Here is a 24360-nt window from a genome sequence, read left to right as displayed (position 1 = left end):
AACCGAGCATGCTGTTCCCCACCACCATCGTCGGCAGCTACCCGCAACCGGAGTGGCTGATCGACCGCGCCAGGCTGGCCGGGCGCTTCCCGCCGCGCGTGCGGGCGCGCGAATTGTGGCGGCTTCCCGAGCCCTACCTCGCGCAGGCGCAGGACGACGCGACGCTGCTGGCCATCCGCTTCCAGGAAGAGGCCGGCCTGGACATCGTGTCGGACGGCGAGATCCGCCGCGAGAGCTACTCCAACCGCTTCGCCACCGCGCTCGAAGGCGTGGACCTGGACAACCCCGGCTCGGCGCTGGACCGCTCGGGCCACCCGAACCCGGTGCCGCGCATCGTCGGCAGGATCCGCCGCAAGCACGCGGTGGAGGTGGAGGACCTGAAGTTCCTCAAGCGCCACACCACCCGCAAGACCAAGATCACCGTGCCCGGTCCGTTCACCATGCTGCAGCAGGCGCAAAACGACTTCTACACCTCCGAGGAAGAGGCCGCCGCCGATTACGCGGCGGCCGTCAACGCCGAGATCAAGGACCTGTTCGCGGCCGGCGCCGACATCGTGCAGATCGACGAGCCCTACATGCAGGCGCGGCCGGAGAAGGCGCGCCAGTACGGGCTGGACGCGCTCAACCGCGCGCTCGAAGGCGTGCAGGGCACGACCTGCGTGCACATCTGCTTCGGCTACGCGGCCATCATCCACGAGCGGCCGAGCGGCTACTCCTTCCTGCCCGAGCTGGCCGGCTGCCGCTGCAAGCAGGTGTCGATCGAGACGGCGCAGAGCCACCTGGACACCACCGTGCTGGAGCAGCTGGGCGGCAAGCAGGTGCTGGTGGGCTGCATCGACCTGTCGGACATGAACGTCGAGACGCCGGAAGTGGTGGCCGATCGCATCCGCAAGGCGTTGAAGCACATCGCGCCCGAGCAGGTGATCCTGGCGCCCGACTGCGGCATGAAGTACCTGCCGCGCGAGGTGGCGCAGGGCAAGCTGCGGTCCATGGTGGAGGCCGCGCGCATCTTGCGGCGCGAGCACGGGGTCGCCCAATGAACGCGCCTGCGATCTCCCGCCGTGCGCTGCTGGCCGCCGCGGCGGCGCTGCCCGCGGGCCTGGCGCTGCCGGCGCGGGCGCAGGAGGGCACCGTCCGCCTCATCGTGCCGTTCGGCGCGGGCACCACGACCGACATCGTCAGCCGCGTGGTGGCCGAAGGCCTGGGGCGCGCGCTGCAGCAGGCCATCATGGTCGAGAACCGGGCCGGCGCCGGCGGCTCCACCGGCAGCGACCTGGTGGCCAAGGCGGCGCCGGACGGCCGCACGCTCGTGATGGGCACGGTGGGCACGCATGCGATCAACGCCTCGCTGTTCCGCAAGCTGCCGTACGACCCGCTGAAGGATTTCGCGCCGCTGGCGCTGGTGGGCTTCACGCCCACGCTGCTGGTGGTGGCCGCCGACTCGCCCGCGAAGTCGCTGCGCGACCTGGCGGCGCTGGCGGCGCGCCCGGAGGGCCTCACCTTCGCTTCCGCCGGCAACGGCACCTCGGGGCACCTTGCCGGCGAGATGCTCGCACAGCGGCTGGGCGGCCGGATGGTCCACGTGCCCTACAAGGAAGGCGGCATGGCGCTGACGTCCGTGATGGGGCGGCAGGTCGACTTCATGTTCTACCACCCCGCCGCCGTCAACCCGCAGATCCGCGCGGGCAAGCTGCGCGCGCTCGGGGCCAGCGGCGCCAGGCGGAGCGCGGCCGCGGCCGACGTGCCCACGCTGATGGAGCAGGGCCTGGCCGACTTCGACCTGGTCGCCTGGTTCATGCTCTACGCGCCGGCCGCCACGCCGCCGGCCCTGCTCGAGCGGCTGCGCCGCGCTTCGGCGTCCGCGCTCTCGGATGCCTCGGCCAAGCTGCAGGAGCAGGGCGTGGAGCAGCGGCCGCTGCGCCCGGACGAACTCGTGGCCTTCAACAAGGCCGAGCTGGACAAGTGGGGCGAGCTGGTGAAGCGGGCGGGGGCGCAGGTGGACTGAGCCGGGGCGGCTACGCCGGCGGCGCCAGCAGCGGCTCGCGCTCCATCCCCGGCGCGTACGCGCGCAACGGCTCGCCTTGCCGGCAGCGCGCCAGCCAGTCGGGGTTGGCCAGGAAGGGCCGAGCCAGTGACACCGCGTCGCAGCCGGTGCGCGCCAGGGCCTCGTCGCAATCGGCCAGCGACTTCAGGCCGCCGTTGCCCAGCAGCAGCACGCCCGGCGCCGCGCGCCGAACGGTGGCGGCCAGCGGTTCGCCCCAGGGCTCGTCGCGCAGCAGGCGGCGCGTGGTCACGTGCAGCACGTCGGCGCCGGCCCCGGCCAGGGCGCGCGCGATGGCCGCCACCTCGTCGGCGCCGCCGGGCGGCTGGTAGGCCGCGTCGTCCATCTTGTAGAGCGACAGGTTGTAGCCCACCGGCAGCGAGCCGACTGCCGCGCGAACGGCGCGCAGCACGCGCAGCGGGAACGCGAGGCGGCGCGCGAGGTCGCCGCCCCAGTCGTCCTGCCGGCGGTTGGTCGAGGCGCTGAGGAAGTCGTCCAGCAGGTAGCCGCGCGCGCCGTGCAGCTCCACCCCATCGAAGCCGGCCTCGCAGGCGCGCCGCGCGGCCTGCGCGAAGCCTTCGGCGATTTCGTCGAGCTCGGCGGTCGTGGCGGCGCGGGCCGGCGCGTTCGGCCGGCCGGTCTGCCAGGTGGTTCCGGCGGCCGCCCCGTCGCTGGCCGCCAGGTGAAGCCGGTTGAGGCCGGGCTCGGCCAGGCGGCCGCCGTGCTGCAGCTGCGCGAACACCAGGGCGCCGTGCCCGTGCACCGCCTGCGTGACGGCGCGCCAGGGCGCCACGTGCTCGTCGCGCGACAGCCCCGGCTGGCGGTGGTAGGCCCGCGCGCCGGCCTCGTCGGTGAACAGCGCTTCGGTCAGCACCAGCCCGGCGCCACCCTGCGCGTAGCGCGCGTAGTAGGCCGCGGCATCGGGCGAGGGGGCGCCGTCCTCGCCGCCCTGCATGCGGGACATGGCCGCCACCGCGATGCGGTTGCGAAGGGCGATGCGGCCGTGCCGCAAAGGCTGGAGTGCGCTCATGCGCCGCGTCCCGCCGGCCGCTGCACCTGGCCCATACGCACCACCCGCCGGGGCGACCCGCGCACCGCCAGCGAGGCGTGCAGCCGCTCGGCCGCGCGGCGCAGCTTGGGCAGCAGGTTGCGCACGGCCGCCGCCTCGCTCGCGTTCTTGCGGTTCAGGCTGACGTTGAGGGCCGCCAGCACATGGCCGTCCGGCTGGAAGATGGGCACAGACAGGCCGCTGATCGACTCCTCCATCTCGCCCTGCACCCAGGCGTAGCCCTTGCGACCCGCTTCGGTGACGGCGCGGCGCAGGCGCGCGGGATCGGTCAGCGTGCGGGGCGTGTAGCTGCGCAGGGTGGCGCGCTGGAAGTAGGCCTCCAGCTGCACCGTCGTCAGGCCCGACAGCAGGATGCGCCCGGCCGAGTGGCAGTGCAGCGGCAGGCGCGAGCCGATCGTGACGCCCTGCGTGAGGATGCGGTGCACGGGGATGCGCAGCACGTACACCAGCTCGGTGCCGTCCAGCACGGCGATGCTGCAGGTCTCGCCCAGCTCCTCCACGAGGCTTTCCAGCACCGGCTCGGCGAAGGTCCACAGCGGCATCGAGGTGAGGTAGGCGTAGCCCAGCGAGAGCACCTTGGGCGTCAGCACGAAGTGGCGCTCGCCGTGGCGCGCCGCGAAGCCCAGGTCTTCCAGGGTCATGAGGATGCGGCGGGCGGCGGCGCGCGTGAGGCCGGTGCGCGCCGCGGCCTCGGCCAGGGTCAGCGCCCGCGCCTCGTCGTTGAAGGCCTGGATCACGGCCAGCCCCTTGGCCAGGCCGTTGATGAAATGGCGCTCGCGGCCGGACGCCTCGCCGGCGGGCCCATGCGCCGCGCCGTCCGCGTCCTCGTCGTGCGATCCCTCGTCTTGCGCGTGCAGCGCTGCTCGTGCCTTGGCCATGCAGGTCCTCGTCAGCGGGGCGCCAGTTCCACCAGCGCATCCAGCGCCACCAATGTACCGTCCGGCGCGGCCACCAGCGGATTGAGGTCGACCGAGGAGACCCGGCCGCGCTGCGCGTGCACCCAGCGGCCCAGCGCCTCGCCGGCCCGTGCCAGCGCGTTGGCGGGCAGGCCGGGCTCGCCGCGCACGCCGCGCCACAGCGGCGCGATGCGCAGCGTGTCCAGCCGCTCGCGCAGGTGGGCGGCGTCGAATGGCCAGACCACGGTGGCCACGTCCGGCATGGCCTCCACGTAGGTGCCGCCGTCGCCCGCCATGACGACGGCGCCGAAGCGATCGTCCCAGCGCGCACCCAGCACCAGCTCGCGGCGGCCGCGCAGCATGCTGGCAACGAGCACGCCGTCGCAGGGCTTGCCGAGCGCGGCGCAGCGGTCCACCAGCGTGTCGAAGGCATCCAGCGCCGCCGCCTCGCTCGCCACGCCCAGGCGCACCAGGCCGAACTCGGTCTTGTGGGGGATGGCGGCCGAGCAGATCTTCAGCGCCCAGGGGCCGGGGATTTCGCGCAGCGCATCCCGCAGCGCGTCACGGGTGGCGCACAGGCGGTGCGGCACGACGGCGATGCCCAATCCGCGGACCTGCGCCAGGCTGTCGGCCTCGGACAGGAAGCCCGAACCCGAAGGCAGCGGCGGCGTGGCCGCGGGTCCGGCGTCCAGCGCAGCCAGGCGCCGGGCCTCGGCCCGGATCGCCTCGCCGCGCGCCAGTTCGCCCAGCGCGGCCATCGCATCCTCGTCGTGGGCGAAGCAGGGCACGCCCGCGTCCTCGAAAGCCTGCCGCGTGGAGGCCAGCGGGCTGGCGACGGCCACCGGCCGCCCGGTGGCGCGGGCGAAGGCGCGCGCATCCTGCGCGAAGCGCGGCACGTCGTAGCCCTTGCCGGACATCGGCAGGCTGATGAAGTAGCTGTCGGCCACGTCGGCCTGCGCCAGCAGCGGCAGCACCTGGCCGAAGAGGCCGCTGTTGCCCAGCAGCGCCGCCGTCAGGTCGACCGGGTTGGCGCCGCTCGCGAAGGCGGGCAGCACGGCGGCCAGCGCCTGCTGCACCCCGGGCGGGAAGGGCTGCATGTCCAGGCCGTGGCGCTCGGCGGCGTCGGCCGCCATCACGCAGCACGCGCCCGAGTTGCTGATGGCGGCGACGCGGCGACCGGTCGGGCGCACGCCGTCGATCCACATGCGGGCACTGCGCACCAGCGAGCGCATGTCCGGCACCCGCAGGATGCCGTTCTGGCGCAGGAACGCGTCCAGCACCTTGTCCTCGGTGGCGATGGCGCCGGTGTGCGAGCTGGCCGCGGCCTGCCCGCGCGTGGACACGCCGGCCTTGAGCGCCAGCACCGGCACGCCGCGTTCGGCGGCCCGGCGCGCGGCCCTCGCCAGCGCGGCCGGATCGGGGACCGACTCGAGGTAGAGCAGCACCAGCCGCACCTCGGGGTCGCCGGCCACGGCCTCGGCGAAATCGGCCACGGTCAGGTCGCATTCGTTGCCGGTGGCGTGCGCATGGCGCACCCCCAGGCCTTCGGCGCGCAGGAAGGCGTAGGGCACGACGCTCATCGCGCCGCTCTGGCTGACGATCGCCACCGCGCCGGGCGCGGGCGGCACTTCGCCGATCAGGGTGGCGAAGCTGGCGATGGCGCCGGTGGCGAAGTTCACCGTGCCCTGCGTGTTGGGGCCCACCAGCCGCATGCCGCCGGCGCGCGCCGCGGCCAGCAGGCGCTGCTGGGCGTCGCGGCCGGCCTCGCCGGTCTCGGCGAAGCCCGAGGAGATCACCACGCCCAGCTTCACCCCGCGCCGCGCGCAGGCGGCGACCGCCTCGACCGCGCCCTCGCCGGGCACGGCGATCACCACCAGCTCGGGCACCTCGGGCAGCGCATCCACGTCGGGCCAGCAGGGCAGGCCCTGCACCTCGCTGCGCTGCGGGTTGACCGGCAGGATGCGGCCCCGGAAGCCGTGGCGCAGCATGTACTTGATCGGCCGGCCGCCGATCTTCTCGGGGTTGTCCGAGGCGCCGATCACGGCCACCGACGCGGGCTCGAAGGCCGCGTGCACCCAGTCGCGTGCAGCGCTCATCGCCGGCCTCCCTGCGACAGCTCGGCGGCCGCCGCGAAGTCGATCCACACCGACTTGCTGCGCAGGAAGTTGTCGATGCCCGCGCGGCCGGACTCCTTGCCGAAGCCCGACTGGCCGTAGCCGCCGAACGGGCTGGTCATCATCTCGGGCGTGCGGCCCCAGCGGTTGACCCACACGGTGCCGGCCTTCAGGCCGCGCGCCGCCTCCAGCGCCCGCGACACGTCGCGCGTGAACACCGCGGCCGACAGCCCGTAGACCGGGTGGTTGGCCAGCGAGAGCGCCTGCGCCGGATCGGTGAAGCGCTGCACGCACAGCACCGGCCCGAAGATCTCCTCGCGAAAGCCCGTCATGCCGGTGTCCACGTGGTCGAGGATGGTGCCGGGGTAGAAGCAGCCGCCGTCCAGCCGCTGCGGCGTGCCGCCGCATTGCAGCCGGGCGCCTTCCTCGACGGTGCGTCGCACCAGCGTGTCGATGCGCTGCCACTGGCGCTCGCTGATGATGGGCGGCAGCGTGGTCGCCGCCGACCAGGTCGGGCCGGGGACGAGCGCGCGCATGCGCGTGGCGACCTTGTCCACCAGTTCGTCGGCGATGCGCTCGTCCACCACCAGGCGCGAGCCGGCATAGCAGAGCTGGCCGGCGTTGCGGGTGATGCCCCAGGTGACGTGGTCGGCCACGGCGTCGAGGTCGCCGCAGTCGGCATGGACCAGCGTCGCACTCTTGCCGCCCAGTTCCAGCGCCACCGGCTTGATGCCCGCGGCGGCGGCGTCGGCCATGATTCGCGCGCTCGTCGCCGTCGATCCGGTGAAGGTGACGTAGCCCACGCCGGGGTGCCGCACCAGCGCGCGGCCGGTCACCGGGCCGGTGCCGTGCACCACGTTGATCACGCCCTCCGGCAGCCCGGCCTCGGCCGCCAGTTCGGCCAGCGCGTGCACCGACCAGGGCGTGAGTTCGGACGCCTTGACCACCACCGCATTGCCGGCGGCGATGGCCGGCGCCAGCTTCCAGGTGGCCAGGAACAGCGGGAAGTTCCAGGGCGTGATCACGCCGACCACGCCGTAGGGCTCGCGCAGCACCAGCGACAGGCGGTCGTCGCCGCTGGCCGTGACCGTGCCTTCCAGCTTGTCGGCGTACTCGCCATAGAAGCGCAGCCACTCGGCCACCGCCGGCACGTCGGTCGCCAGGGCCTCATGCACGGCGCGCGAGGACACCACCGCCTCCAGCCGGGCCAGCCGCTCGCGGTCGCGGTCCACCAGGTCGGCCCAGCGGCGCATCAGGTCACCGCGCTGGCGCGGCCGCAGCGCGGCCCAGGCGGCCTGCCCGCGCTGCGCCGCGGCGACGGCGGCGCCCACGACCGCGTCGCCGGCCTCGCCCACCTCGCCGTGCGGGCGGCCGTCGGAGGGCCGCAGCACGGCCAGGGGCGGGCCGCCTTCGGCGACGGAACGCCCGCCGATCCAGTGGCCGCGCGGCACGGCCACCGTGTCCGGCACCAGCGTCGCAAGGGAGGAAGTCGTCATCTCAGCTCCAGTTCGGCAGGCGGCCTTCGCGGTAGGCCCTCATGGCCTCGGCGAAGTCGGTCGAGGCCAGCCCGCGCCGCTGCTCGTCCAGGTAGGCCTGCAGCGCGGTGTCGTAGTCCATGGTGGCCATGGCGCGCATCGCGCGGCGGGTGGCGCGCGTGCCCTGCGAGGCCAGCGCCACCGCCCGGTCCATCCAGTGGCCGAACCCGGCCTCGCGGTCCTCGTCGTCCACCAGCGCGGTGACCAGGCCGATGCGCCGCGCCTCCTCGCCGTCGACCGGGTCGCCCACCAGCGCCAGGTCGAGCGCGCGGCCCAGGCCGATGAAGCGAGCCAGCCGCCACACCGCCAAGCCGGGCAGCAGGCCTTCGCGGCCGGCCGGCAGGCCCAGCCTGGTCTGCGGCGTGGCGATGCGCAGGTCGCAGCCCAGCGCCAGTTGCACGCCGGAGCCCAGCACGTGGCCGTGCAGGAGCGCCACCGTCACCCTGTCCATGGTCTCCAGCATCCGGATGCACTCTTCCCACAGCGCGAAGTTGCGTTCGTCCAGGTGGCCCTGCGACAGCTCCTTCAGGTCGATGCCCGCGCAGAAGGCGCGCCCGTTGCCGCGCAAGGCGACCACGCGCACGCCGTCGTCGCAGGCGGCGTGCGTCAGCGCGGATTTCAGGTCCCACTTGCTGGGGTAGTCCTGCGCGTTCAGCCGCTGCGGCCGGTTGAGGGTGATGAACGCGACGCGGCCCTCGCGCTCGTAGACCAGGTTGGGGTAGTCGATGCGCATGGGCTTCAGTCCGCCTTGGCGCCCGACTTGTCGACGACCTGCTTCCACTTGCGCGACTCGTCGGCGATCAGCTGCGCGAACTCGGCCCGGCTGTTGCCCACCACCTCCACCCCCAGCGCGGTGAGTTCGGCGCGGAAGGTCCGGTCGTTCAGCGCCTTGACCACCTCGGCGTTCAGGCGGTCGAGGATGGGCGCGGGCGTGCCGGCCGGGGCGACGAAGCCGAACCAGGCCGTGGCCTCGAAGCCCTTGACGCCCGCCTCGGCCAGCGTGGGCACTTCCGGCAGCAGCGGCGAGCGGGCCGCGCTGGTGACGGCGAAGGCCTTGAGCTTGCCGCTCTTGGCCAGCGGCAGCGCCGTGGGCAGGTTGTCGAACATCATCTGCACGTGGCCGCCCAGCAGGTCGTTGAGCGCGGGCGCGCTGCCCTTGTAGGGCACGTGCTGCACGTCCACGTGCGCCAGGATCTTGAACATCTCGCCGCTCAGGTGGCCGCTGGTGCCGGACCCCATGGAGGCGAACGAGAGCTTCTGCGGGTTGGCGTGGATGTACTTGACCAGGTCCTCCATGCTGCCGGCCGGCACCGTCGGATGGACCAGCAGCACGTTGGGCACCCGGCCGACCATGGTGATCGGGGCCAGGTCCTTCTCGGGGTCGAAGCCCATGTTGCGGTAGACCCACTTGTTGATCGACAGCAGGCTGACCGGCGCGGTGAGCAGGGTGTAACCGTCGGCCGGCGCGCGGGCCACCGATTGCGCGCCGACGTTGCCGCCGGCGCCGGGCCGGTTCTCCACCACCACGCTCTGGCCGAGCGCGGGGGTGAGCCTTGCCGCCACCGCGCGGGCGATGATGTCGTTGGTGCCGCCCGCCCCGTAGGGCACGACGAGGGTGATCGGCTTTGCGGCCGGCCACGGGGCCTGTGCGCTGGCCGCGGAGGCGGCCAGGCCGAGGACGAGGCAGGTCAGGAAGCGTGCGAGAGGCATGGCGATCTCCTGGTGACGTTGTCGGGAAGGGAAAAGGGGGGGGCGGGGCTTCAGCTGGTGCGGTCGTAGCCGATGTCGGTGAGCACGTTCACCACCGCCTGGCGGCGTTCGTGGCGAACGGCGTGCACGGCGCGGGCGAGCGCGGCGGGCAGTTCCTCGGCGGTCTCCACGCGCAGGCCCAGGCCGCCGCTGGCCTCGACGATGCGCTCGTAGTCCGGCGACGGCTCCAGCGTGGCGAACACCGGGGTGGGCGCGTTGGCGGCGGCGCCGTCGCGGTACATCGACAGCGTGGCCCGGTGCACCGCGGCCCAGCGCCGGTTGTTGAAGATCACCGTCACGAACGGCAGCCCTCGCGCGGCGCTGGTGAAGTGCGTGGGCGTGGGGTTGCCGAACATGTAGGTGCCGTCGCCCACCGCCGCCACCACCAGCGCTTCGGGGCGCTCCAGGCGGATGCCCATCGAGGCGCCCATCGCCCAGCCCAGCCCGCCCGCGGGGCTGTGCGCGAAGTAGCGGCCCGGCGTGTCGTGGTCCAGTTCCTCGAGCGCGAAGGTGTATTCGTTGACGAGCACGCCGTCCTCGCCCAGCGCCTGCGCGATGCAGCGCGACACGTAGCGGTTGCTCAGCGAGGGCGCCACCGGCGTGGTCGCGGCGCGGCGGCGGTGGCTGGTGGCATCGGCCAGCCAGCCGCCGCGCGCCGGCGTGAGCGGGCCGTGACGCGCGTGCAGCTCGCGCAGGATGGCGGCGGTGTCGCCCTGCAGCGTGAGATCGCTGCGGAAGCCCCGCATCGGGTAGCCCGCGCACAGGGGGTCGATGCCGGCGTGGACCACGCGCGCGCCGGGTGCGGGCTCGCCCTGGCCGGGCAGCCAGGGCACGTCGGCGTCCACCACCAGCACCAGGTCGGCCGAGGCCAGCAGCGGCGACGGGTCGTAGCCCGCGTTGGCCGGCGACGACGAGGGCAGGTTGAGGTAGCGCGGCCGGTACTGCACCACCGGCACGCCGGCTTCCTCGGCCAGCGCGGTGAGGGCGGCGAACCCCGCGGCGGTGCGGCCGGCGTCGGCCGTGATCAGCAGCGGGCGCTGCGCCTGCGCCAGCCACTGCGCGGCGGTGGCCAGGTCTTCGGCCGGCGGCAGGCCCGCCCGCGCGGGCGCCTGCCGGCCGGTGCCGCCGTTGGGCGTGTCCACGGCGGGCGCGGCCAGCACCTCGCGCGGCAGCACCAGGTACACCGGGCCTTCGGGGGCCGAGCCGGCCATGGCCAGCGCGCGGTCCACCACGGCGTCCACCTGGGCCGGATCGCGCAGCTCGTACTCCCACTTGACCAGCTCGCGCACCATGCCGGCCTGGTCGAACAGCTCCTGGGCCCAGTTGATGTAGTTGTTGCGCGCGCCCAGCCGGCCGTGCTCCAGCACCGGTGTGCGGCCGGCGGTGAGCACCAGCGGCACGTGCTGGCGCGCGGCGTTGAACAGGCCGCACAGCGCGTTGGCCGTGCCCAGGCCCACGTGCACCATCAGCAGCTGCGGCTTGCCGGTGGCCAGCGCCGCGCCGTAGGCCATGCCCACGGCCACGTTCTCGTGCGGCACCAGGATGGGCTCGATGCCGCAGTCGCCGCCGGCGAGCGCCTCGATCAGCGGCGGGAAGTCGGTGCCGGCGTTGCCGAACAGGTGGCGGATCCCGTGCTCGCGCAGGCGCGCGAGGTAGCGGCGCGCGACGCTGGTGGCGGGGGCCGTCATGGGCGGTCCCCCAGCCAGGCGATGGCGCGGATCTCGATCAGCGCGCCGGGGCGCACCAGTTCGACCACCCGCACGCCCGTGGCGGCGGGGAAGGGGCCATCGCCGAACACCTCGCGGCGCACGTCGGCTGTGGCGTCGTAGCCCTCGAACGTGGTCACGTAGTCGACGGTCTCCACCACGTCGGCGAAGCCGGCGCCGGCTTGCGCCAGGATGCGACCGAGCTTGGCGTAGATGTGGCGCGCCTGCTCGGCGAGCGTGCCGCCGACGATGCGGCGCTGCTCGTCGGTGGCGGTGAGCCCCGAGACGAACAGCAGGGGGCCGGCGCGCACGGCGCCGGAGAACGTCGCCTTGCCGGGGAGAGGCCAGGCGCGCAGTTCGGGATTCATGCGGAAACTCCTTCCAGCGGCTGGCGCAGCAGGAACTGGTGCTGCACGGTGGCCACGGTGCTGCCGTCGGCGGCCAGCAGCTCGACGTCGAAGCGGGCGACGCAGCGGTTGCGGCTCTTGGGCTCCACGCTGGCCACCCGCATGCGCAAGGTGAGGCGGTCGCCGCGGTAGGCCGGCGCGAGGAAGCGCGCGTCGGTGCCCAGCATGGCCACCATGCTGGCGTGCAGCCGGGGCGACAGCTCGGTGGCGCCCAGCGCGGTCATCGCCACCAGCAGCAGCCCGTGCACCAGCGGCGCCCGCAGGCCCTGCGCCCGCACGTAGGCCTCGTCGTAGTGCACCGGGTGGGCGTCGCCGGTCAGCTCGGCGAAGCGGCGGAAGGCCTGTTCGTCGAACAGCACCTCGCGTTCGGCGACCACCTGGCCGGGCACCAGGTCGGCGCCGGCCAGCTGCGCCGGCGCGGCGGCCGCGGCGTGCAGGGGCTGGGTCATCCGGCGCGCCCGTCGTCCACCAGCGTGGCTTCGCCGACCATGGCGACGGCGTCGCCCGACGTGGCTTCGAGCCGGCCGGTCTCGTCCATCTCGACCACGAAGGTGTCGCCCGGGCAGGACGGGCCCACCCACTTGGTGTGCAGGCGGCCGCGCGTGAGCCAGTCGGCGGCGCCGTGGCGGCGCGCGCCCAGGTCGGCGCCGAAGGCCGTCATGTGCGGGCCGTGCAGCAGCGTGCCGCGGAAGCCCCGCGCCAGCGCGTACGCGTGGTCGTAATGGATGATGTCGTTGTCGCCGTTGATGCGGCCGTAGCCGTCGATCATGGCCTGGGTGATGGGGATCTCGCGCTTGAGCATGGCGTCACTCCGGAATGTGGAAGGTGTTGGTCAGGCGGGCCAGCACGGGGCCGCCCTCGCGGGCGAACTGCGCCTCCCACTGCACGAAGCGGCGGCCGCGCCGCTCGAACTTGCGCAGCACCCTGCCGGTGGCCACCACCGGGGTGGTCTCGTCGGCCCAGATCGGCGACTGGCAGCGCAGGTCCAGCTCGGCCATCACGATGCCCTGGTTGGGCGGGTAGGTCTGGTAGATCGGCACCGTCATGTAGGGCAGCAGCACGTTGGGCGGCGCCGCCTGGCGGCCATCGAGGCGGTACAGCGAACGGTCGGACTGGACGGCCTCGAAGTACTCCTCGCAGATCTCGGGGGTGATCTCGAAGCGCACCGGCCCCAGCGCCTTGCCTTCCTCGTAGGTGTCGTAGAGCGTGCCGGGCACGCTGCCTTCGCGCGGCTTGATCTCACTGGGGCGGGTCATGCGTCGTCTCCTTGGGTGCGTGTTCGTCGGCGGCCGCCTGCCGGTTCCGTGTGCGCATTGCGCACAAGCCTGCAGCCATGTGAACGATTCGAACCCGTGCCTCATCCCCGGCGCAACCCGGTGGCGCGTTCGTGCGGAATGCGCACACCGCGCGGTGGCCGCCGCACGAGGCAGCCCTTGACTTCCTGGGTTCGCGGACTACGGTTGGCGTCCCGACGCCCAACCAGGAGCTGCGCCATGGAAAGCGTGCGACCGGACCCGACCTTCCATCCTTCGCCCGCCCTGGCCATGCAGGCCGAGCCGGAGCGCATCACCTACACGGCCCTGCTGTCGCCCGACCGCTCGCGGCCCGACGCGCTGGCGGTGGTCGACGTGGACGAGGCTTCGCCGACCTACGGGACGGTGCTGAACCGCGTCGACCTGCCCAACCGCGGCGACGAGCTGCACCACTTCGGCTGGAACGCCTGCAGTTCGGCGCTGTCGCCGCTCTCGTGCAACGCCTTCCTGCAGCGGCGCTACCTTCTCGTGCCCGGCATGAGGACTTCGCGCATGTACGTGTTCGACACCCAGCCGGACCCGAAGGCGCCGCGGCTGGTCAAGACGGTCGAGCCGGACGAGATCCGGCGCAAGACCGGCTACTCGCGTCCGCACACGGTGCACTGCGGGCCCGAAGGCATCTACGTCAGCACGCTCGGCGGCGGCGGGACCGACGGCACCGAGGGGCCGCCCGGCATCTTCCTGATGGACTGCCAGTCGTTCGAGGTGCTGGGCCGTTGGGAGATCGACCGCGGCCCGCAGGAGCTGCACTACGACTTCTGGTGGAACCTGCCGCGCGACTACATGGTGTCCAGCGAATGGGCGCTGCCGCCGCAGTTCGAGAACGGCCTGGTCGCCGAGGACCTGCTGGCCAACAAGTACGGCCACCGACTGCACTTCTGGGCGCTGCGCGATCGCCGCCACGTGCAGACCATCGACCTGGGCGCCAACCACCAGATGGCGCTGGAGATCCGGCCCGCGCACGACCCGAGCCGCGACTACGGCTTCGTCGGCGTGGTGGTGGACACGACCAACCTGGAGGCGTCGATCTGGACCTGGTGGCGCGAGAACGGCACCTTCCACGCGCGCAAGACGGCCACCGTGCCGCCCGAGCCGGCCGACGCCGCGCGCCTGCCGGGCCTGCTCAAGGGCTTCGGCGCGGTGCCGCCGCTGATCAGCGACATCGACCTGTCGATGGACGACCGCTTCCTCTACGTGGCCTGCTGGGGCACGGGCGAGCTGCGCCAGTACGACGTGAGCGATCCCTTCAAGCCCACGCTGTCCGGCAGCGTGCGCGTCGGCGGCATCGCCGCGCATGCACCGCACCCGGGCGGACGTCCCTTCGGCGGCGGACCGCAGATGACCGAGATCAGCCGCGACGGCCGCCGCGTCTTCTTCACCAACTCGCTGTACAGCAGCTGGGACAGCCAGTTCTACCCCGACGGCATCCCCGGCGTGCAGGCGATGTGCCGGATCGATCCGAAGGGCGGGATGGAGCTCGACTCGAAGTTCTGCGTCGAGTTCGGCAAGGACTACGGCGCGCACCAGGTCCGCCTGCAGGGCGGCGACTGCTCCACCGATTCCTTCTGCTACCCCTCGGCTTGAGCAGCACCGCGGCGCTCTGGCTCACCGTCGTCGCGCTCGGCGTCTACCACGGCCTGAACCCGGCGATGGGCTGGCCGCTGGCCGTGGCCAACGGCCTGACCGAGCGGGCCTCGCGCGCCGTGTTCGCGACGCTGCTGCCGCTGGGCGGCGGCCACCTGGCCGCGATGTCGATCGCGCTGGTGCCATTCGCCTGGCTGGCGGGCTACGTGTCGTGGAGCCGCCCGATCCAGGTCGGCGCGGCCGGCCTCGTCCTGCTGTTCGGCCTCTGGCGGCTGGTGCAGCGGCGCCCGCCGCGGGCGCTGGCGCGCATCCCGCCCACGCAGCTGGCCTGGTGGTCGTTCCTGATGGCGACGGCGCACGGGGCCGGGCTGATGCTGCTGCCGTTCACGCTGGGCCTGTGCCTGCAGTCTTCCGGCGAAGGCGGCGCGGCGGCCGCGCGGGCGGACGTGCAGGGCGCGCTGGTGCAGGCCAACATGTTCACCGCGTTGTCGGTCGCGGCCGTGCACACGCTGGCGATGATGCTGTCGGGCCTGGCGATCGCGTGGGCGGTGTACCGCTACCTGGGCCTGGCGTTCCTGCGGCGCGCGTGGATCAACCTCGACCTGGTGTGGGCGGGCAGCCTGGTGGTGGCGGGCGCGGCGGGGATGCTCACGGCCGCCTGAGCCGCGCCCGGCCGCCCGAAGCGGCTCGCACCGCAGTGCGCGGCACGGAGGTTATGCAATGCACTGCCGTCGAGTTTCCACCGAAGCAAACCGATGCAAGCACGGCCGCGCCCGCTGCACGGCCGTGGCGAACCTGCCTTACGATGGCCGTCCTTCGTTGCGAAAGGAGTGTCTCGTGGCCGCTCATCGTGACATCGCCTCCAGGCGAACCGTGGCCCTCGTGGGGCCGGGCGGCTCGGGCAAGACCAGCCTGGCCGAGGCCTTGCTGTGGAAGGCCGGCGCCATCGGCGCCCCCGGCTCGGTGGAGAAAGGCAGCACCGTCTCCGACGGCGACGTGCTGGAGAAGAAGTGGCTGCGCTCGCTCAACAGCAGCGTGCTGCACTTCGAGCACAACGGCATCACCACCCACCTCATCGACGCGCCCGGCGCGCCCGACTTCCTGGGCCAGTCGCTGCCGGCGCTGGAGGCGGTGGAGACCGCGGCCATCGTCCTGAACGCCGCGACCGGCATCGAGCCCGGGGCGGTGCGCATGATGGAGTGGGCCCGCCAGCGCGAGCGCGACCGCATCGTCATCGTCAACCGCATCGACGCGCAGGGCGTGCACCTGCAGCAGCTGGTGGCGCAGATCCAGGCCGCCTTCGGCAAGGAATGCTTGCCGGTCAACCTGCCGGCGCAGGGCGGCGAAAGCGTGCTCGACTGCTTCTGGACCCGCAAGCAGGAGGGCGGCCCCTCGCCCGATTTCTCGTCGGTGGAGGACGCGCACCGGGCCCTGATGGAGCAGGTGGTGGAGGTGGACGCCGAAGCGGTGGAGCGCTACCTGAACGACGGCGACGTCGACCCGGCCGAGCTGCACCCGACGCTGGAGCAGGCCCTGCGCGAAGGCCACCTGGTGCCGATCTTCTTCGTCTCGGCGCGCACCGGCGCCGGCGTCGCCGAGCTGCTGGACGCCATCGAGCGGCTGCTGCCCGACCCGACCGAGAGCAATCCGCCCGCCTTCCTGGAAGGCGAGGGCGAAGGCGCGCGGCCGGTGCAGGTGGTGGTGGATCCCGACCGGCACGTGCTCGCGCACGTCTTCAAGATCACTCAGGACCCCTACGCGGGCAAGCTGGGCGTGCTGCGCGTGCACCAGGGCACCATCCTGCGCGACAGCCAGCTTTACGTGGGAGACGGCCGACGCCCTTTCAAGGTGGGGCACCTCTTCCGGCTGCAGGGCGGCAAGCTGGTGGGGGTGCCGAAGGCGGTGCCGGGCGACATCTGCGCCATCGCCAAGGTGGAGGAACTGCACTTCGACGCCGTGCTGCATGACGCGGCCGAGGACGCGCACATGCACCTCAAGCCGCTGCCGTTCCCGGTGCCGGTGCACGGCCTGGCGATCGAGCCCAAGCGGCGCGGCGACGAGCAGCGCCTGCACGACATCCTGCAGAAGCTGGTGAGCGAGGACCCCTGCTTGCGCATCGAGCATGCGGAAGGCTCCAACGAAACCATCGTCTACGGCCTGGGCGAGCTGCACCTGCGCGCGCTGCTGGCCCGGCTGACCGACGTGCACGGCTGCCAGGTCGAGACGCGGCCGCCGCGCGTGGCCTACCGCGAGACGGTGCGCGCGCCCGCCGAAGGGCACCACCGCCACAAGAAGCAGACCGGCGGCGCCGGCCAGTTCGGCGAGGTCTTCCTGCGCATCGAGCCGCTGCCGCGCGGCGCGGGCTTCGAGTTCGTCGACGAGGTGCGTGGCGGGGCCATCCCCAACAACTTCATGCCCGCGGTCGAGAAGGGCGTGCGCCAGGCCATGGAGCAGGGCGTGCTGACGGGTTACCCGGTGGTGGACCTGAAGGTGATCGTGTACGACGGCAAGCACCACACGGTGGACAGCAAGGAGATCGCCTTCGTCACCGCGGGCCGCAAGGCCCTGGTCGCCGCCGTGCAGGCCGCGCAGCCCTGCGTGCTGGAGCCCATCGTCGACATGGAGATCAGCGCGCCCGCGGAGGATCTGGGCGACATCACCGGCGACCTGGCCTCGCGCCGCGCGCAGGTGAGCGGCACGCAGTCGGGCGTCGACGGCGTGCTGACCGTTCTCGCCCAGGCCCCGCTGGCCGAGCTCTCGACCTACCAGTCGCGGCTGAACGCGCTCACCGGCGGGCAGGGCAGCTTCACGCTCGCCTTCAGCCACTACGAGCCGGTGCCGCCGAACCTGCAGGCCCAGCTGGCCGCGCAGTACCGGCCGAGGGAAGAGTGAATGCCTGAGCTTGCCGACCGGCTCTTTCGGGCTACTCATCCTCAAGCGTAGTTCGCGGTGCCCGCGCAACTCGGCCGCTGGAAAGCGCCGCCGGATGCGCCCCTTTCCTTGCTGGGCCTTGCCGGAGCGTGATTGCGCGCCCTGCGCGACCGCTGACCGGCAGGGTGCCGAGGCCCCAAAGGGCCGCGCTTCCGACGCACAATGAATTCGCTTCCACGAGCCAGGTGGGAGCGGTTCACACAACCCGGGAGGTATGGCTTCAATGAAGGTCGTATTGTTTTGCGGTGGCCAGGGCCTGCGGATGCGGGACGCGGAGAACCTGCCCAAGCCGATGGTGCACATCGGGTCGCGCCCCTTGTTGTGGCACGTGATGAAGTACTACGCGCACTACGGGCACAAGGACTTCGTCCTGTGCCTCGGTCACCGTGCCGACGTGGTCAAGAACTACTTCCTGCAATACCAGGAATGCCTGTCGAACGACTTCGTCCTGTCGGGCGGTGGCAAGAACGTGGAACTGGTCAGCAGCGACATCCACGACTGGCGCATCACCTTCGCCGACACCGGCATCTCCTCCAACATCGGCCAGCGGCTGCGCGCGGTGCGCAAGTACGTGGAAGGCGAGGAGGAATTCCTGGCCAACTACAGCGACGGCCTGTCGGACCTGCCGCTGCCGCAGCAGCTCGACGACTTCCACCGGCAGGGCAAGGTCGCCAGCTTCCTGTGCGTGCGCCCCAACCTCAGCTACCACGTGGTGGCGACGGCCCCCGGCAGCAGCCTGGTGTCGGACATCCATCCGATCAGCAACGGCGACATCCGCGTCAATGGCGGCTTCTTCGCCTTCCGCAAGGAGATCTTCGAGTACATCGGCGACGGCGAGGAACTGGTCGAGGAGCCGTTCCACCGCCTGCTGCGCGACCAGCAGCTGATCGGCTACAGCTACGACGGCTTCTGGGCCAGCATGGACACCTTCAAGGACAAGCAGCAGCTCGAAGGCCTGCAGGGTGGCGGCGCCGCTCCCTGGGAAGTCTGGAAGAAGCCGGCGAGGTGACATGCTCCCGTTGATCCTGCCGCCCGACCGCGACGCTCCGCTCCACGTGCTGTGCCTGGGCGCACACGCCGACGACATCGAGATCGGCTGCGGCGGCACGCTCCTTCACCTGCTGTCCACCCGCACCAACGTGCGCGTCACCTGGGTGGTGTTCAGCGCGGCCGGTCCGCGCGAGCAGGAGGCCCAGGCCGGGGCGGCGCATTTCCTGGAGAAGGCCGCGTCGCGCCGCGTCGTGATCGGCCCCTTTCGCGACGGCTACTTCCCGTGGCAGGGCGCCGAGATCAAGGACTTCGTCGAGGCGCTCAAGGCCGAGGTGGAGCCCGACCTCATCTTCACGCACTACCGCGAGGACCGGCACCAGGACCACCGCACCGTCAGCGACCTGACCTGGAACACCTGGCGGCGGCACATGATCCTGGAATACGAGATCCCCAAGTACGACGGCGACCTGGGCACGCCCAACTGCTTCGTGCCGCTGCCGCGGGCGGTGAGCTCGCGCAAGGTCGGCCTGATCTGCGAGGTGTTTCGCAGCGAGGCGCACAAGGCCTGGCTGACGGAAGACACGTTCGAGGCGCTGATGCGCCTGCGCGGCGTGGAATGCGCCGCGGTCGAAAAACGGGCGGAAGCCTTCCACTGCCGCAAGCTCGTGCTGGGCACGGCGGCCTGAGCCATGGGAAGCGGAACACCGAAGATCGTCTTCGTCGTGATGTCGGCGGTGAGCCGGCCGGAGACCGTCGACCAGCTGGCGCGGTCGCTGGCGCCGCACCAGGTGCTGGTCCACCACGACTTCGCGCAGACCCCGCACTTCCCGCTGACGGCGCCCAACGCGCGGTTCGTCCCGGAGCCGCGGCGCACCGGCTGGGCCGTGTTCGGCTTCACCGAAGGCGTGTTCCATTCGCTGCGCCATGCGCTGGAGCACTTCGAGTTCGACTACCTGCAGCTGCTCAGCCCGACCTGCCTGCCGATCAAGTCGATGGCGCAGTTCGAGGAGCACGTGGCCGGCGACGCCCAGGCGCACTTCGACTGCATCGACCTGATGGCCGACCGCGACGCGCTGATGTCGGTGGGCTACCGCGCGTTCACGCCCGAGGGGTCGCTGCGCCACCGCCTGCTGCGGCGCCTGTCGCGCCACTACTTCAGCGCGACGCCGGGACGGCGCGACGAGGCGGGCATCTGGCTGCGCAGCGGCACCGCGGGCGGCCCCGTGCCCTGGATCGCCAAGGCGACGGTCGGGGCCTTCGCGCGCGGCTGGTTCGGGCGGCATCCCTTCGGTCCGGACTTCCGCCCCTACTACGGCTCGCCCTGGTTCGGCGCGCGCCGCGACATCGTGTGGGCCATGGTGGACCAGTTCGCGCGGCCCGAGCTGCGCGACTACTTCAGCCGGCTGCGCATCGCCGACGAGTTCCTGGTGGGCACGCTGCTGATGCAGCTGGTCGAGCGCAGGGGGCCGATGAACCACCTCATCCAGCGCTACGACGAGGCCCACGTGAAGGACTTCACCCCGGACGACCTCGAACGGTTGCGCAGCGTGCCGGCCTTCTTCGCGCGCAAGTTCCCGGACGATCCCGCCGCGCAGGTGCGCCTGGAGGTGCTGCGCGACCTGGTGTGCGTGGAGCCCTGGCCGGTGTCGGCGCAGATCGCGCAGGATCACGCCGAGGCGGGCTTGCGCAGCGGCCGCAAGGTGATCTCGGTGACCTCCACCGTGCGCGGCAGCGACAACGCGTGGAGCGCCAGGCCCGCCACGTCTTCGGGCTGGATCAGGGAAAGCGGGTCGTAGGCCTTGCCTTCCACCGCATGCAGCTCGGCCTGCATGCGGGTGGCCGTGCGGCCCACGTAGAGGCTGAGCACCCGCACGCCGGCGGCGTTGACCTCCTCGCGCAGGCTGTCGGCCACGGCCTTGAGCGCATGCTTGGTCGCGGCGTACTGCGCGACGTTCGCCCGCGCCGACAGGCCGGCGCTGGAGTTCACGAACACCACCTGGCCCTGCGCGGCCCTGAGCCCCGGCAGCAGGCGCTGCGTGAGCACGTAGGGCGCGCGCACGTTGGTGCGGTACTGGCTGTCGAATTCCTGCGCCGGCGAACTCTCGAAAGGACCCCAGCCGAGCACGCCGGCCGCATGGACCACGATGTCGACGGCGGAAAGGTCCTGCCCCAGCGTGTCGGCCAGCCGGTCCACGTCGGCGTCCACGCCCAGGTCGGCTTCGTAGCAGCGGTGCGCGCCGGTGGCGCCTCGCGCTTCCTGCACGACGGCCTGCAGGCTGGCGCGGTCGCGCCCCACCAGGCACAGGCGGGCGCCGCGTCCGGCCAGTGCCAGCGCGATCGCCTGGCCGATGCCCCGGCTCGCGCCCGTGACCACGGCGACCTGGCCGTCCAGCCGGTTCATGGCGCCGGCGCCAGCAGGTCGGCGCGCTCCAGCAGCGCGGCGGCCTCGCGCACCGTCGCGAAGGGCAGGTTGGCGCGCTGCGCGATGTCCAGCAGGCTGGACTCGCCGTCGGAGAAGTTGAGGACCCACAGCATCGCCATCTCGACCTGGCGCGGCCCGGTGCCGCCGGTGGTGCCGTAGAGGCCGCGCTGCCCGAGCTGGGGCTCGCAGTACGGCTTCAGGTTGAGGTAGCGGCCGTCGTTCTCCAGCACGTCGAGCACGGACAGCAGGGCGTCGAACGCGCCGGCCAGCGCCTCGGGCGTCACGAAGTCCGGGTTGTCGGCCGAGGTGTGGTACTGCGGGAACTGCCCATGGTGGCTGCGCATCAGGCAGCCCACCGGCAGGTTGAAGCCGGGCGAGCAGTACTGCCGCTCGTCGTAGCCGTAGGGCGAGAAGGGCAGGACCGCGTGCTCCGGGTCCGCATGCGCCAGCACGTGTTCCACCGCCCGGTCGATGGCGGCGTTGCCGCGTCGGCTGCGCTTGTAGGTGAAGCTGGCGCGGTCGCCGATGCAGGTGAGCACCAGTCCGTGGCGGATGTTGCGCGCGGCCTCCTCGTTGCGGCTCAGCCAGGTGATCGAGCCGATGGTCCCCGGCACGAAGACGAAGCGGTAGGAGTAGCGCCGCGGCTGCCGCGCCAGGTGCCGCGCCAGGAAGGTCGCGACCGCCAGGCCGGACAGGTTGTCGTCGGCCAGCGAGGGATGGCAGGCGTGGCAGGAGACCAGCACCTCCTCGGGCGTGCTGCCCGGCAGCAGGCATTCGCCGTAGCTGAGGTGGCCGTCTTCCAGCGTGGAGTCGATGCAAACCTCGTACTCGCCCTCGGGCATGTGCTCCAGCTGCCGGTGCGGCAGGCAGAAGCCCCAGCTGTCCTTGTAGTACGAGGTGCGATAAGGGATCAGCTCGGGCCGGTCGGGCAGCGAGTGCAGGTGCGGCCGCAGCTCGGCCAGCGTCATGCGGCGCTGCACGGGCACGCTGTAGTTCACCACGTGCAGGTTGTGCCGCTGGAAGTCGATCACCCGCTCGCCGGCCGCGTTCTTCACGTAGGCATCGCGGATGTTCCACTCGCGCGGCACGGTCCAGTCGAACACCCGGCTGCCGGTGGGCACCTCGTGCACGGCCAGCGGGATCTCGCGGCCCAGCCGCGCCAGCGTCTGCCGGAGCCCGTCGCCCGTGATGCTGCGGCAGATCGGGTAGAGCTCCCTCACCAGCGCATGCATCGCGGCGCCGGGCGCCGGCGCATCGGTCACTCCAGCACCTCGATGTCGGGGATGGGCACCACCAGCTGCCCGCCCCACTCGCGCACGTAGGCCAGCTGCTGGCGGATCTCGTCCTTCAGGTTCCAGGGCAGGATGAAGACGTAGTCCGGCCGCGTCTCGCGCAGCTTCTCCGGCGGGAAGATCGGGATGCGCGTGCCCGGCAGGACGCGGCCGTGCTTGTACGGATTGCGGTCCACGGTGTAGTCCAGGAAGTCGGTGCGGATGCCGCAGTAGTTGAGCAGCGTGTTGCCCTTGCCCGGGGCCCCGTAGCCGGCGATGGACTTGCCGGCCCGCTTGGCCTCGATCAGGAAGGACAGGATGTTGCGCTTGGTCCGCTTGACCTTCTCGTCGAAGGAGAAATAGGTCTCCAGCCGGGTGAAGCCGGCTTCCTCTTCGCGCCGGGTGAGTTCGCGCACGCGCTCGTGCACGGGCGACGGGTCGTCGGCATGCCGGGCATAGATGCGCATCGAGCCGCCGTGCGTGGGGATCTCCTCGACGTCGAACACGGCCAGGCCGAAGTCGGCCAGCATCCGCGTGGCGGTGATGAACGACCAGTACGAGAAGTGCTCGTGGTAGATGGTGTCGAACTGGTTCTGCTCCATCAGCCGCATCAGGTGCGGGATCTCGATGGTGATGACGCCGCCGGGCTTGAGCAGCGTCTTCATGCCGGCGGTGAAGCTGCGCATGTCCGGCACGTGGGCAAAGACGTTGTTGGCGGCGATGAGGTCGGCCTGGATGCCCTCGCGCACCATGGCGGCGGCGGTCTCGCGGCCGAAGAACTCCACCCGCGTCGGGATGCCCTTGCGCACCGCCTCGCGCGCGACGTTGGCCGCCGGCTCCACCCCCAGCACCGGCACGCCCAGCGCCTGGAAGTACTGCAGCAGGTAGCCGTCGTTGCTGGCCAGCTCGACCACCAGCTTGCCGGGGCCCAGCTCGAAGCGGTCGACCATGCGGCCCGCATAGGCCTTGGCATGCGCGAGCCAGCTGTCCGAGTACGAGGAGAAGTAGGCGTACTCGGTGAAGATCTCCTGCGGGCTGACGTGCTCGGGCAGCTGCACCAGCAGGCACTCGTCGCACACGAAGACGTGCAGCGGGTAGAACGCCTCGACGCTGGCCAGCCGGTCCGGGGGCACGAACGCCTCGCACGGCGGCGACATGCCCAGGTCGGTGAAGGTGTGTTTCAGTGCCGCTCCGCAGAGGCGGCAGGCGGGCCGGACCGGCGCCAGGTTCATGGGGGATTCCTTCAAGGTTGGGGTGTCAGGGGCGGGACCGGTTCGGCCGCGGGGCGATCGGCGGCGGGCGGGGCGGCGGGGGTGGACCGGGTGAGCAGCGCGCGGCCCTTGCCGACCGCCCAGCCGAAGTTGAACACCCACTCGGCCAGCTGCCGCCGGCCGCCGGTGCGCCCGGTGGCCGCCCAGAGCGCCGCGCCGATCCCGGCCGGGAGCAGCCGCAGCATGTGCACGGCCTGCCCTGCCAGGGCCAGCCTGCGCGGTGGCACGCCGTAGTGCCGCTCGATGCGATGCGAGTCCCAGCCCCAGTTGCGGCCCTGGCGGAAGCGGTCCTTCAGGCGCGTCTTCTCGCGGTAGTGCACTACCGCGCGGGGCTCGAAATGCAGCGCGTAGCCGGCGACCTGCGCCCGCCAGCTGTACTCCATGTCGTGCCCCATCGGGAACTCCAGGCTGAGCGGCCCGAGCCGTTCGTAGAACGCGCGCTGCAGCCCGAACGCAGCGGCGCTGGCCCCTTCCAGGTGGGGCGGCGTGCGGTAGCGGGCCAGGCCCGCGTACTGGTAGCCGTCGCCGTAGGGCGGATGCACCCATGCCGGATTGAGCTTGCGGTGCTCCAGCCGGCCGACGACGAAGGGGTGGTCGGCCAGCGCCTGGCCCATGGCCTCGAGCCAGCCGGGCGCCACCTCGTCGTCCGCCTCGCAGAAGACGAAGGCGTCGCCGGTGGCGGCCTTGATGCCGGTGTTGTAGGAGTGGGGCACGCCCAGGCGCTTCGTGCCGGGCGTGTAGGCCTGCACGACCTGCAGGTCGGGGAGCCGGTCCTGGTAGCGCCTCACGATCTCCGGCGAGCCGTCGGCGGAGCCGTTGTCGACCGCGATGACCTCCCACCCGCCGGGCCAGTGCTGGCGGGTGAGCGCCTCCAGCTGGACGTCCAGCGTGGCGGAGCCGTTGTAACAAGGCAGGATCACACTCAGCTTCACCGGTGCCTCCCCGAGCTTGCGTGCGGAGCGCCCGGCTCGATGCAAGCTCCAAACCTCGGCAGGGCGGGAAACGAGGATAGCCCCGGCGTCCCGCCGGCGGTCGCCCACTGGCCCGTTAGGACTATGCCG

The 24360-nt window shown here is 72.2% G+C and carries 22 protein-coding genes; 7 read left to right on the top strand and 15 right to left on the bottom strand.

All coding sequences use genetic code 11. From position 1 onward, the window contains the following. Positions 1–8: 8 nt before the first annotated feature. The gene (locus ASG30_RS02720) at positions 9–1040 is read left to right on the top strand and encodes a uroporphyrinogen decarboxylase family protein (RefSeq protein WP_055892259.1); all 1032 of its coding nucleotides are present in this window, start codon (positions 9–11) and stop codon (positions 1038–1040) included. After that, positions 1037–2005, top strand: a complete 969-nt coding sequence (locus ASG30_RS02715; protein ID WP_055892257.1) for a Bug family tripartite tricarboxylate transporter substrate binding protein — start codon at positions 1037–1039, stop codon at positions 2003–2005. Before ASG30_RS02720 ends, ASG30_RS02715 begins: the two co-directional genes overlap by 4 nt. Before the next feature lie 10 nt (positions 2006–2015). Here the strand turns inward: ASG30_RS02715 and ASG30_RS02710 are convergent, their stop codons facing one another. From ASG30_RS02710 to ASG30_RS02660, 11 genes are read right to left on the bottom strand one after another with little or no spacing between them, the layout of a single operon-like run. After that, positions 2016–3071 carry an NADH:flavin oxidoreductase gene (locus ASG30_RS02710; RefSeq protein WP_055892254.1) on the bottom strand — a complete coding sequence of 352 codons (1056 nt, stop codon included), beginning with the start codon at positions 3069–3071 and terminating at the stop codon, positions 2016–2018. Next, complete coding sequence (locus ASG30_RS02705) at positions 3068–3988, bottom strand: IclR family transcriptional regulator domain-containing protein (RefSeq protein WP_082521848.1); 921 nt, start codon at positions 3986–3988, stop codon at positions 3068–3070. The genes ASG30_RS02710 and ASG30_RS02705 overlap by 4 nt, the downstream gene beginning before the upstream one ends. A gap of 11 nt (positions 3989–3999) precedes the next feature. Continuing rightward, positions 4000–6102 carry an acetate--CoA ligase family protein gene (locus tag ASG30_RS02700; RefSeq protein ID WP_055892251.1) on the bottom strand — a complete coding sequence of 701 codons (2103 nt, stop codon included), beginning with the start codon at positions 6100–6102 and terminating at the stop codon, positions 4000–4002. After that, on the bottom strand, positions 6099–7616 hold the full coding sequence (locus tag ASG30_RS02695) for an aldehyde dehydrogenase family protein (protein WP_055892248.1): 1518 nt from the start codon (positions 7614–7616) through the stop codon (positions 6099–6101). The genes ASG30_RS02700 and ASG30_RS02695 overlap by 4 nt, the downstream gene beginning before the upstream one ends. 1 nt (position 7617) lies before the next feature. After that, positions 7618–8388, bottom strand: coding sequence for an enoyl-CoA hydratase/isomerase family protein (locus tag ASG30_RS02690; RefSeq protein ID WP_055892245.1), 771 nt, complete (start codon positions 8386–8388; stop codon positions 7618–7620). A 5-nt stretch (positions 8389–8393) separates the two neighbouring features. After that, positions 8394–9365 (bottom strand): Bug family tripartite tricarboxylate transporter substrate binding protein, encoded by a 972-nt coding sequence (locus tag ASG30_RS02685; RefSeq protein ID WP_055892242.1) that lies wholly within the window; start codon positions 9363–9365, stop codon positions 8394–8396. Positions 9366–9415: 50 nt separating this feature from the next. Continuing rightward, on the bottom strand, positions 9416–11092 hold the full coding sequence (locus ASG30_RS02680; protein WP_055892239.1) for a thiamine pyrophosphate-requiring protein: 1677 nt from the start codon (positions 11090–11092) through the stop codon (positions 9416–9418). Beyond that, positions 11089–11478: a RidA family protein gene (locus ASG30_RS02675; protein ID WP_055892236.1), complete on the bottom strand. Its 390-nt coding sequence runs from the start codon at positions 11476–11478 to the stop codon at positions 11089–11091. The genes ASG30_RS02680 and ASG30_RS02675 overlap by 4 nt, the downstream gene beginning before the upstream one ends. Then, entirely contained in the window at positions 11475–11966 is a 492-nt protein-coding gene (locus ASG30_RS02670) for a MaoC family dehydratase (RefSeq protein WP_055892233.1), read from the bottom strand. Before ASG30_RS02670 ends, ASG30_RS02675 begins: the two co-directional genes overlap by 4 nt. Beyond that, complete coding sequence (locus ASG30_RS02665) at positions 11963–12319, bottom strand: MaoC family dehydratase (protein ID WP_055892230.1); 357 nt, start codon at positions 12317–12319, stop codon at positions 11963–11965. Before ASG30_RS02665 ends, ASG30_RS02670 begins: the two co-directional genes overlap by 4 nt. 4 nt (positions 12320–12323) lie before the next feature. Beyond that, positions 12324–12773 carry a hypothetical protein gene (locus ASG30_RS02660; protein WP_055892227.1) on the bottom strand — a complete coding sequence of 150 codons (450 nt, stop codon included), beginning with the start codon at positions 12771–12773 and terminating at the stop codon, positions 12324–12326. 237 nt (positions 12774–13010) lie between these two features. On the opposite strand from ASG30_RS02660, the gene ASG30_RS02655 reads away from it, so the two are divergent. The 5 genes from ASG30_RS02655 to ASG30_RS02635 all read left to right on the top strand — a co-directional run bounded on the left by ASG30_RS02655 (position 13011) and on the right by ASG30_RS02635 (position 19021). Further along, entirely contained in the window at positions 13011–14414 is a 1404-nt protein-coding gene (locus ASG30_RS02655; RefSeq protein WP_055892225.1) for a selenium-binding protein SBP56-related protein, read from the top strand. Further along, positions 14411–15076, top strand: a complete 666-nt coding sequence (locus ASG30_RS02650) for a hypothetical protein (RefSeq protein ID WP_082521847.1) — start codon at positions 14411–14413, stop codon at positions 15074–15076. Before ASG30_RS02655 ends, ASG30_RS02650 begins: the two co-directional genes overlap by 4 nt. A gap of 58 nt (positions 15077–15134) precedes the next feature. Next, on the top strand, positions 15135–17306 hold the full coding sequence (fusA, locus tag ASG30_RS02645; RefSeq protein ID WP_082521846.1) for an elongation factor G: 2172 nt from the start codon (positions 15135–15137) through the stop codon (positions 17304–17306). Between the two features lie 262 nt (positions 17307–17568). Next, positions 17569–18354 carry a hypothetical protein gene (locus tag ASG30_RS02640; protein WP_055892219.1) on the top strand — a complete coding sequence of 262 codons (786 nt, stop codon included), beginning with the start codon at positions 17569–17571 and terminating at the stop codon, positions 18352–18354. 1 nt (position 18355) lies between these two features. Further along, on the top strand, positions 18356–19021 hold the full coding sequence (locus ASG30_RS02635) for a PIG-L deacetylase family protein (protein ID WP_055892216.1): 666 nt from the start codon (positions 18356–18358) through the stop codon (positions 19019–19021). 980 nt (positions 19022–20001) lie between these two features. On the opposite strand, the gene ASG30_RS22000 is transcribed toward ASG30_RS02635, so the two are convergent. The 4 genes from ASG30_RS22000 to ASG30_RS02615 are packed head-to-tail and all read right to left on the bottom strand — an operon-like array spanning position 20002 to position 24231. Further along, entirely contained in the window at positions 20002–20736 is a 735-nt protein-coding gene (locus tag ASG30_RS22000) for an SDR family NAD(P)-dependent oxidoreductase (RefSeq protein ID WP_082521845.1), read from the bottom strand. Continuing rightward, positions 20733–22019 carry a DUF4910 domain-containing protein gene (locus tag ASG30_RS02625; RefSeq protein WP_235579726.1) on the bottom strand — a complete coding sequence of 429 codons (1287 nt, stop codon included), beginning with the start codon at positions 22017–22019 and terminating at the stop codon, positions 20733–20735. Before ASG30_RS02625 ends, ASG30_RS22000 begins: the two co-directional genes overlap by 4 nt. Continuing rightward, positions 22016–23260, bottom strand: coding sequence for a class I SAM-dependent methyltransferase (locus ASG30_RS02620; RefSeq protein ID WP_055892211.1), 1245 nt, complete (start codon positions 23258–23260; stop codon positions 22016–22018). Before ASG30_RS02620 ends, ASG30_RS02625 begins: the two co-directional genes overlap by 4 nt. Positions 23261–23271: 11 nt before the next feature. Further along, positions 23272–24231 carry a glycosyltransferase family 2 protein gene (locus tag ASG30_RS02615; RefSeq protein ID WP_055892207.1) on the bottom strand — a complete coding sequence of 320 codons (960 nt, stop codon included), beginning with the start codon at positions 24229–24231 and terminating at the stop codon, positions 23272–23274. Positions 24232–24360 lie beyond the last annotated feature (129 nt).

The sequence above is a fragment of the Ramlibacter sp. Leaf400 genome (genome assembly GCF_001424545.1).
Lineage (GTDB): Bacteria > Pseudomonadota > Gammaproteobacteria > Burkholderiales > Burkholderiaceae_C > Ramlibacter.
The sequence above is the reverse complement of the archived record's forward strand: the minus strand, read 5'-3'. Positions and strand labels throughout refer to the sequence as shown.

What these genes read in the sequence shown, in the direction of transcription:
- ASG30_RS02660 (WP_055892227.1), bottom strand. Translation starts at nt 12,773, where the DNA reads ATGACCCGCCCCAGTGAGATCAAGCCGCGCGAAGGCAGCGTGCCCGGC.
- ASG30_RS02680 (WP_055892239.1), bottom strand. Translation starts at nt 11,092, where the DNA reads ATGACGGCCCCCGCCACCAGCGTCGCGCGCCGCTACCTCGCGCGCCTG.
- ASG30_RS02690 (WP_055892245.1), bottom strand. Translation starts at nt 8,388, where the DNA reads ATGCGCATCGACTACCCCAACCTGGTCTACGAGCGCGAGGGCCGCGTC.
- ASG30_RS02705 (WP_082521848.1), bottom strand. Translation starts at nt 3,988, where the DNA reads ATGGCCAAGGCACGAGCAGCGCTGCACGCGCAAGACGAGGGATCGCAC.
- ASG30_RS02720 (WP_055892259.1), top strand. Translation starts at nt 9, where the DNA reads ATGCTGTTCCCCACCACCATCGTCGGCAGCTACCCGCAACCGGAGTGG.
- ASG30_RS02685 (WP_055892242.1), bottom strand. Translation starts at nt 9,365, where the DNA reads ATGCCTCTCGCACGCTTCCTGACCTGCCTCGTCCTCGGCCTGGCCGCC.
- ASG30_RS02670 (WP_055892233.1), bottom strand. Translation starts at nt 11,966, where the DNA reads ATGACCCAGCCCCTGCACGCCGCGGCCGCCGCGCCGGCGCAGCTGGCC.
- ASG30_RS02695 (WP_055892248.1), bottom strand. Translation starts at nt 7,616, where the DNA reads ATGACGACTTCCTCCCTTGCGACGCTGGTGCCGGACACGGTGGCCGTG.
- fusA (WP_082521846.1), top strand. Translation starts at nt 15,135, where the DNA reads ATGCACTGCCGTCGAGTTTCCACCGAAGCAAACCGATGCAAGCACGGC.
- ASG30_RS02640 (WP_055892219.1), top strand. Translation starts at nt 17,569, where the DNA reads ATGAAGGTCGTATTGTTTTGCGGTGGCCAGGGCCTGCGGATGCGGGAC.
- ASG30_RS02620 (WP_055892211.1), bottom strand. Translation starts at nt 23,260, where the DNA reads ATGAACCTGGCGCCGGTCCGGCCCGCCTGCCGCCTCTGCGGAGCGGCA.
- ASG30_RS02655 (WP_055892225.1), top strand. Translation starts at nt 13,011, where the DNA reads ATGGAAAGCGTGCGACCGGACCCGACCTTCCATCCTTCGCCCGCCCTG.
- ASG30_RS02675 (WP_055892236.1), bottom strand. Translation starts at nt 11,478, where the DNA reads ATGAATCCCGAACTGCGCGCCTGGCCTCTCCCCGGCAAGGCGACGTTC.
- ASG30_RS02665 (WP_055892230.1), bottom strand. Translation starts at nt 12,319, where the DNA reads ATGCTCAAGCGCGAGATCCCCATCACCCAGGCCATGATCGACGGCTAC.
- ASG30_RS22000 (WP_082521845.1), bottom strand. Translation starts at nt 20,736, where the DNA reads ATGAACCGGCTGGACGGCCAGGTCGCCGTGGTCACGGGCGCGAGCCGG.
- ASG30_RS02700 (WP_055892251.1), bottom strand. Translation starts at nt 6,102, where the DNA reads ATGAGCGCTGCACGCGACTGGGTGCACGCGGCCTTCGAGCCCGCGTCG.
- ASG30_RS02715 (WP_055892257.1), top strand. Translation starts at nt 1,037, where the DNA reads ATGAACGCGCCTGCGATCTCCCGCCGTGCGCTGCTGGCCGCCGCGGCG.
- ASG30_RS02710 (WP_055892254.1), bottom strand. Translation starts at nt 3,071, where the DNA reads ATGAGCGCACTCCAGCCTTTGCGGCACGGCCGCATCGCCCTTCGCAAC.
- ASG30_RS02635 (WP_055892216.1), top strand. Translation starts at nt 18,356, where the DNA reads ATGCTCCCGTTGATCCTGCCGCCCGACCGCGACGCTCCGCTCCACGTG.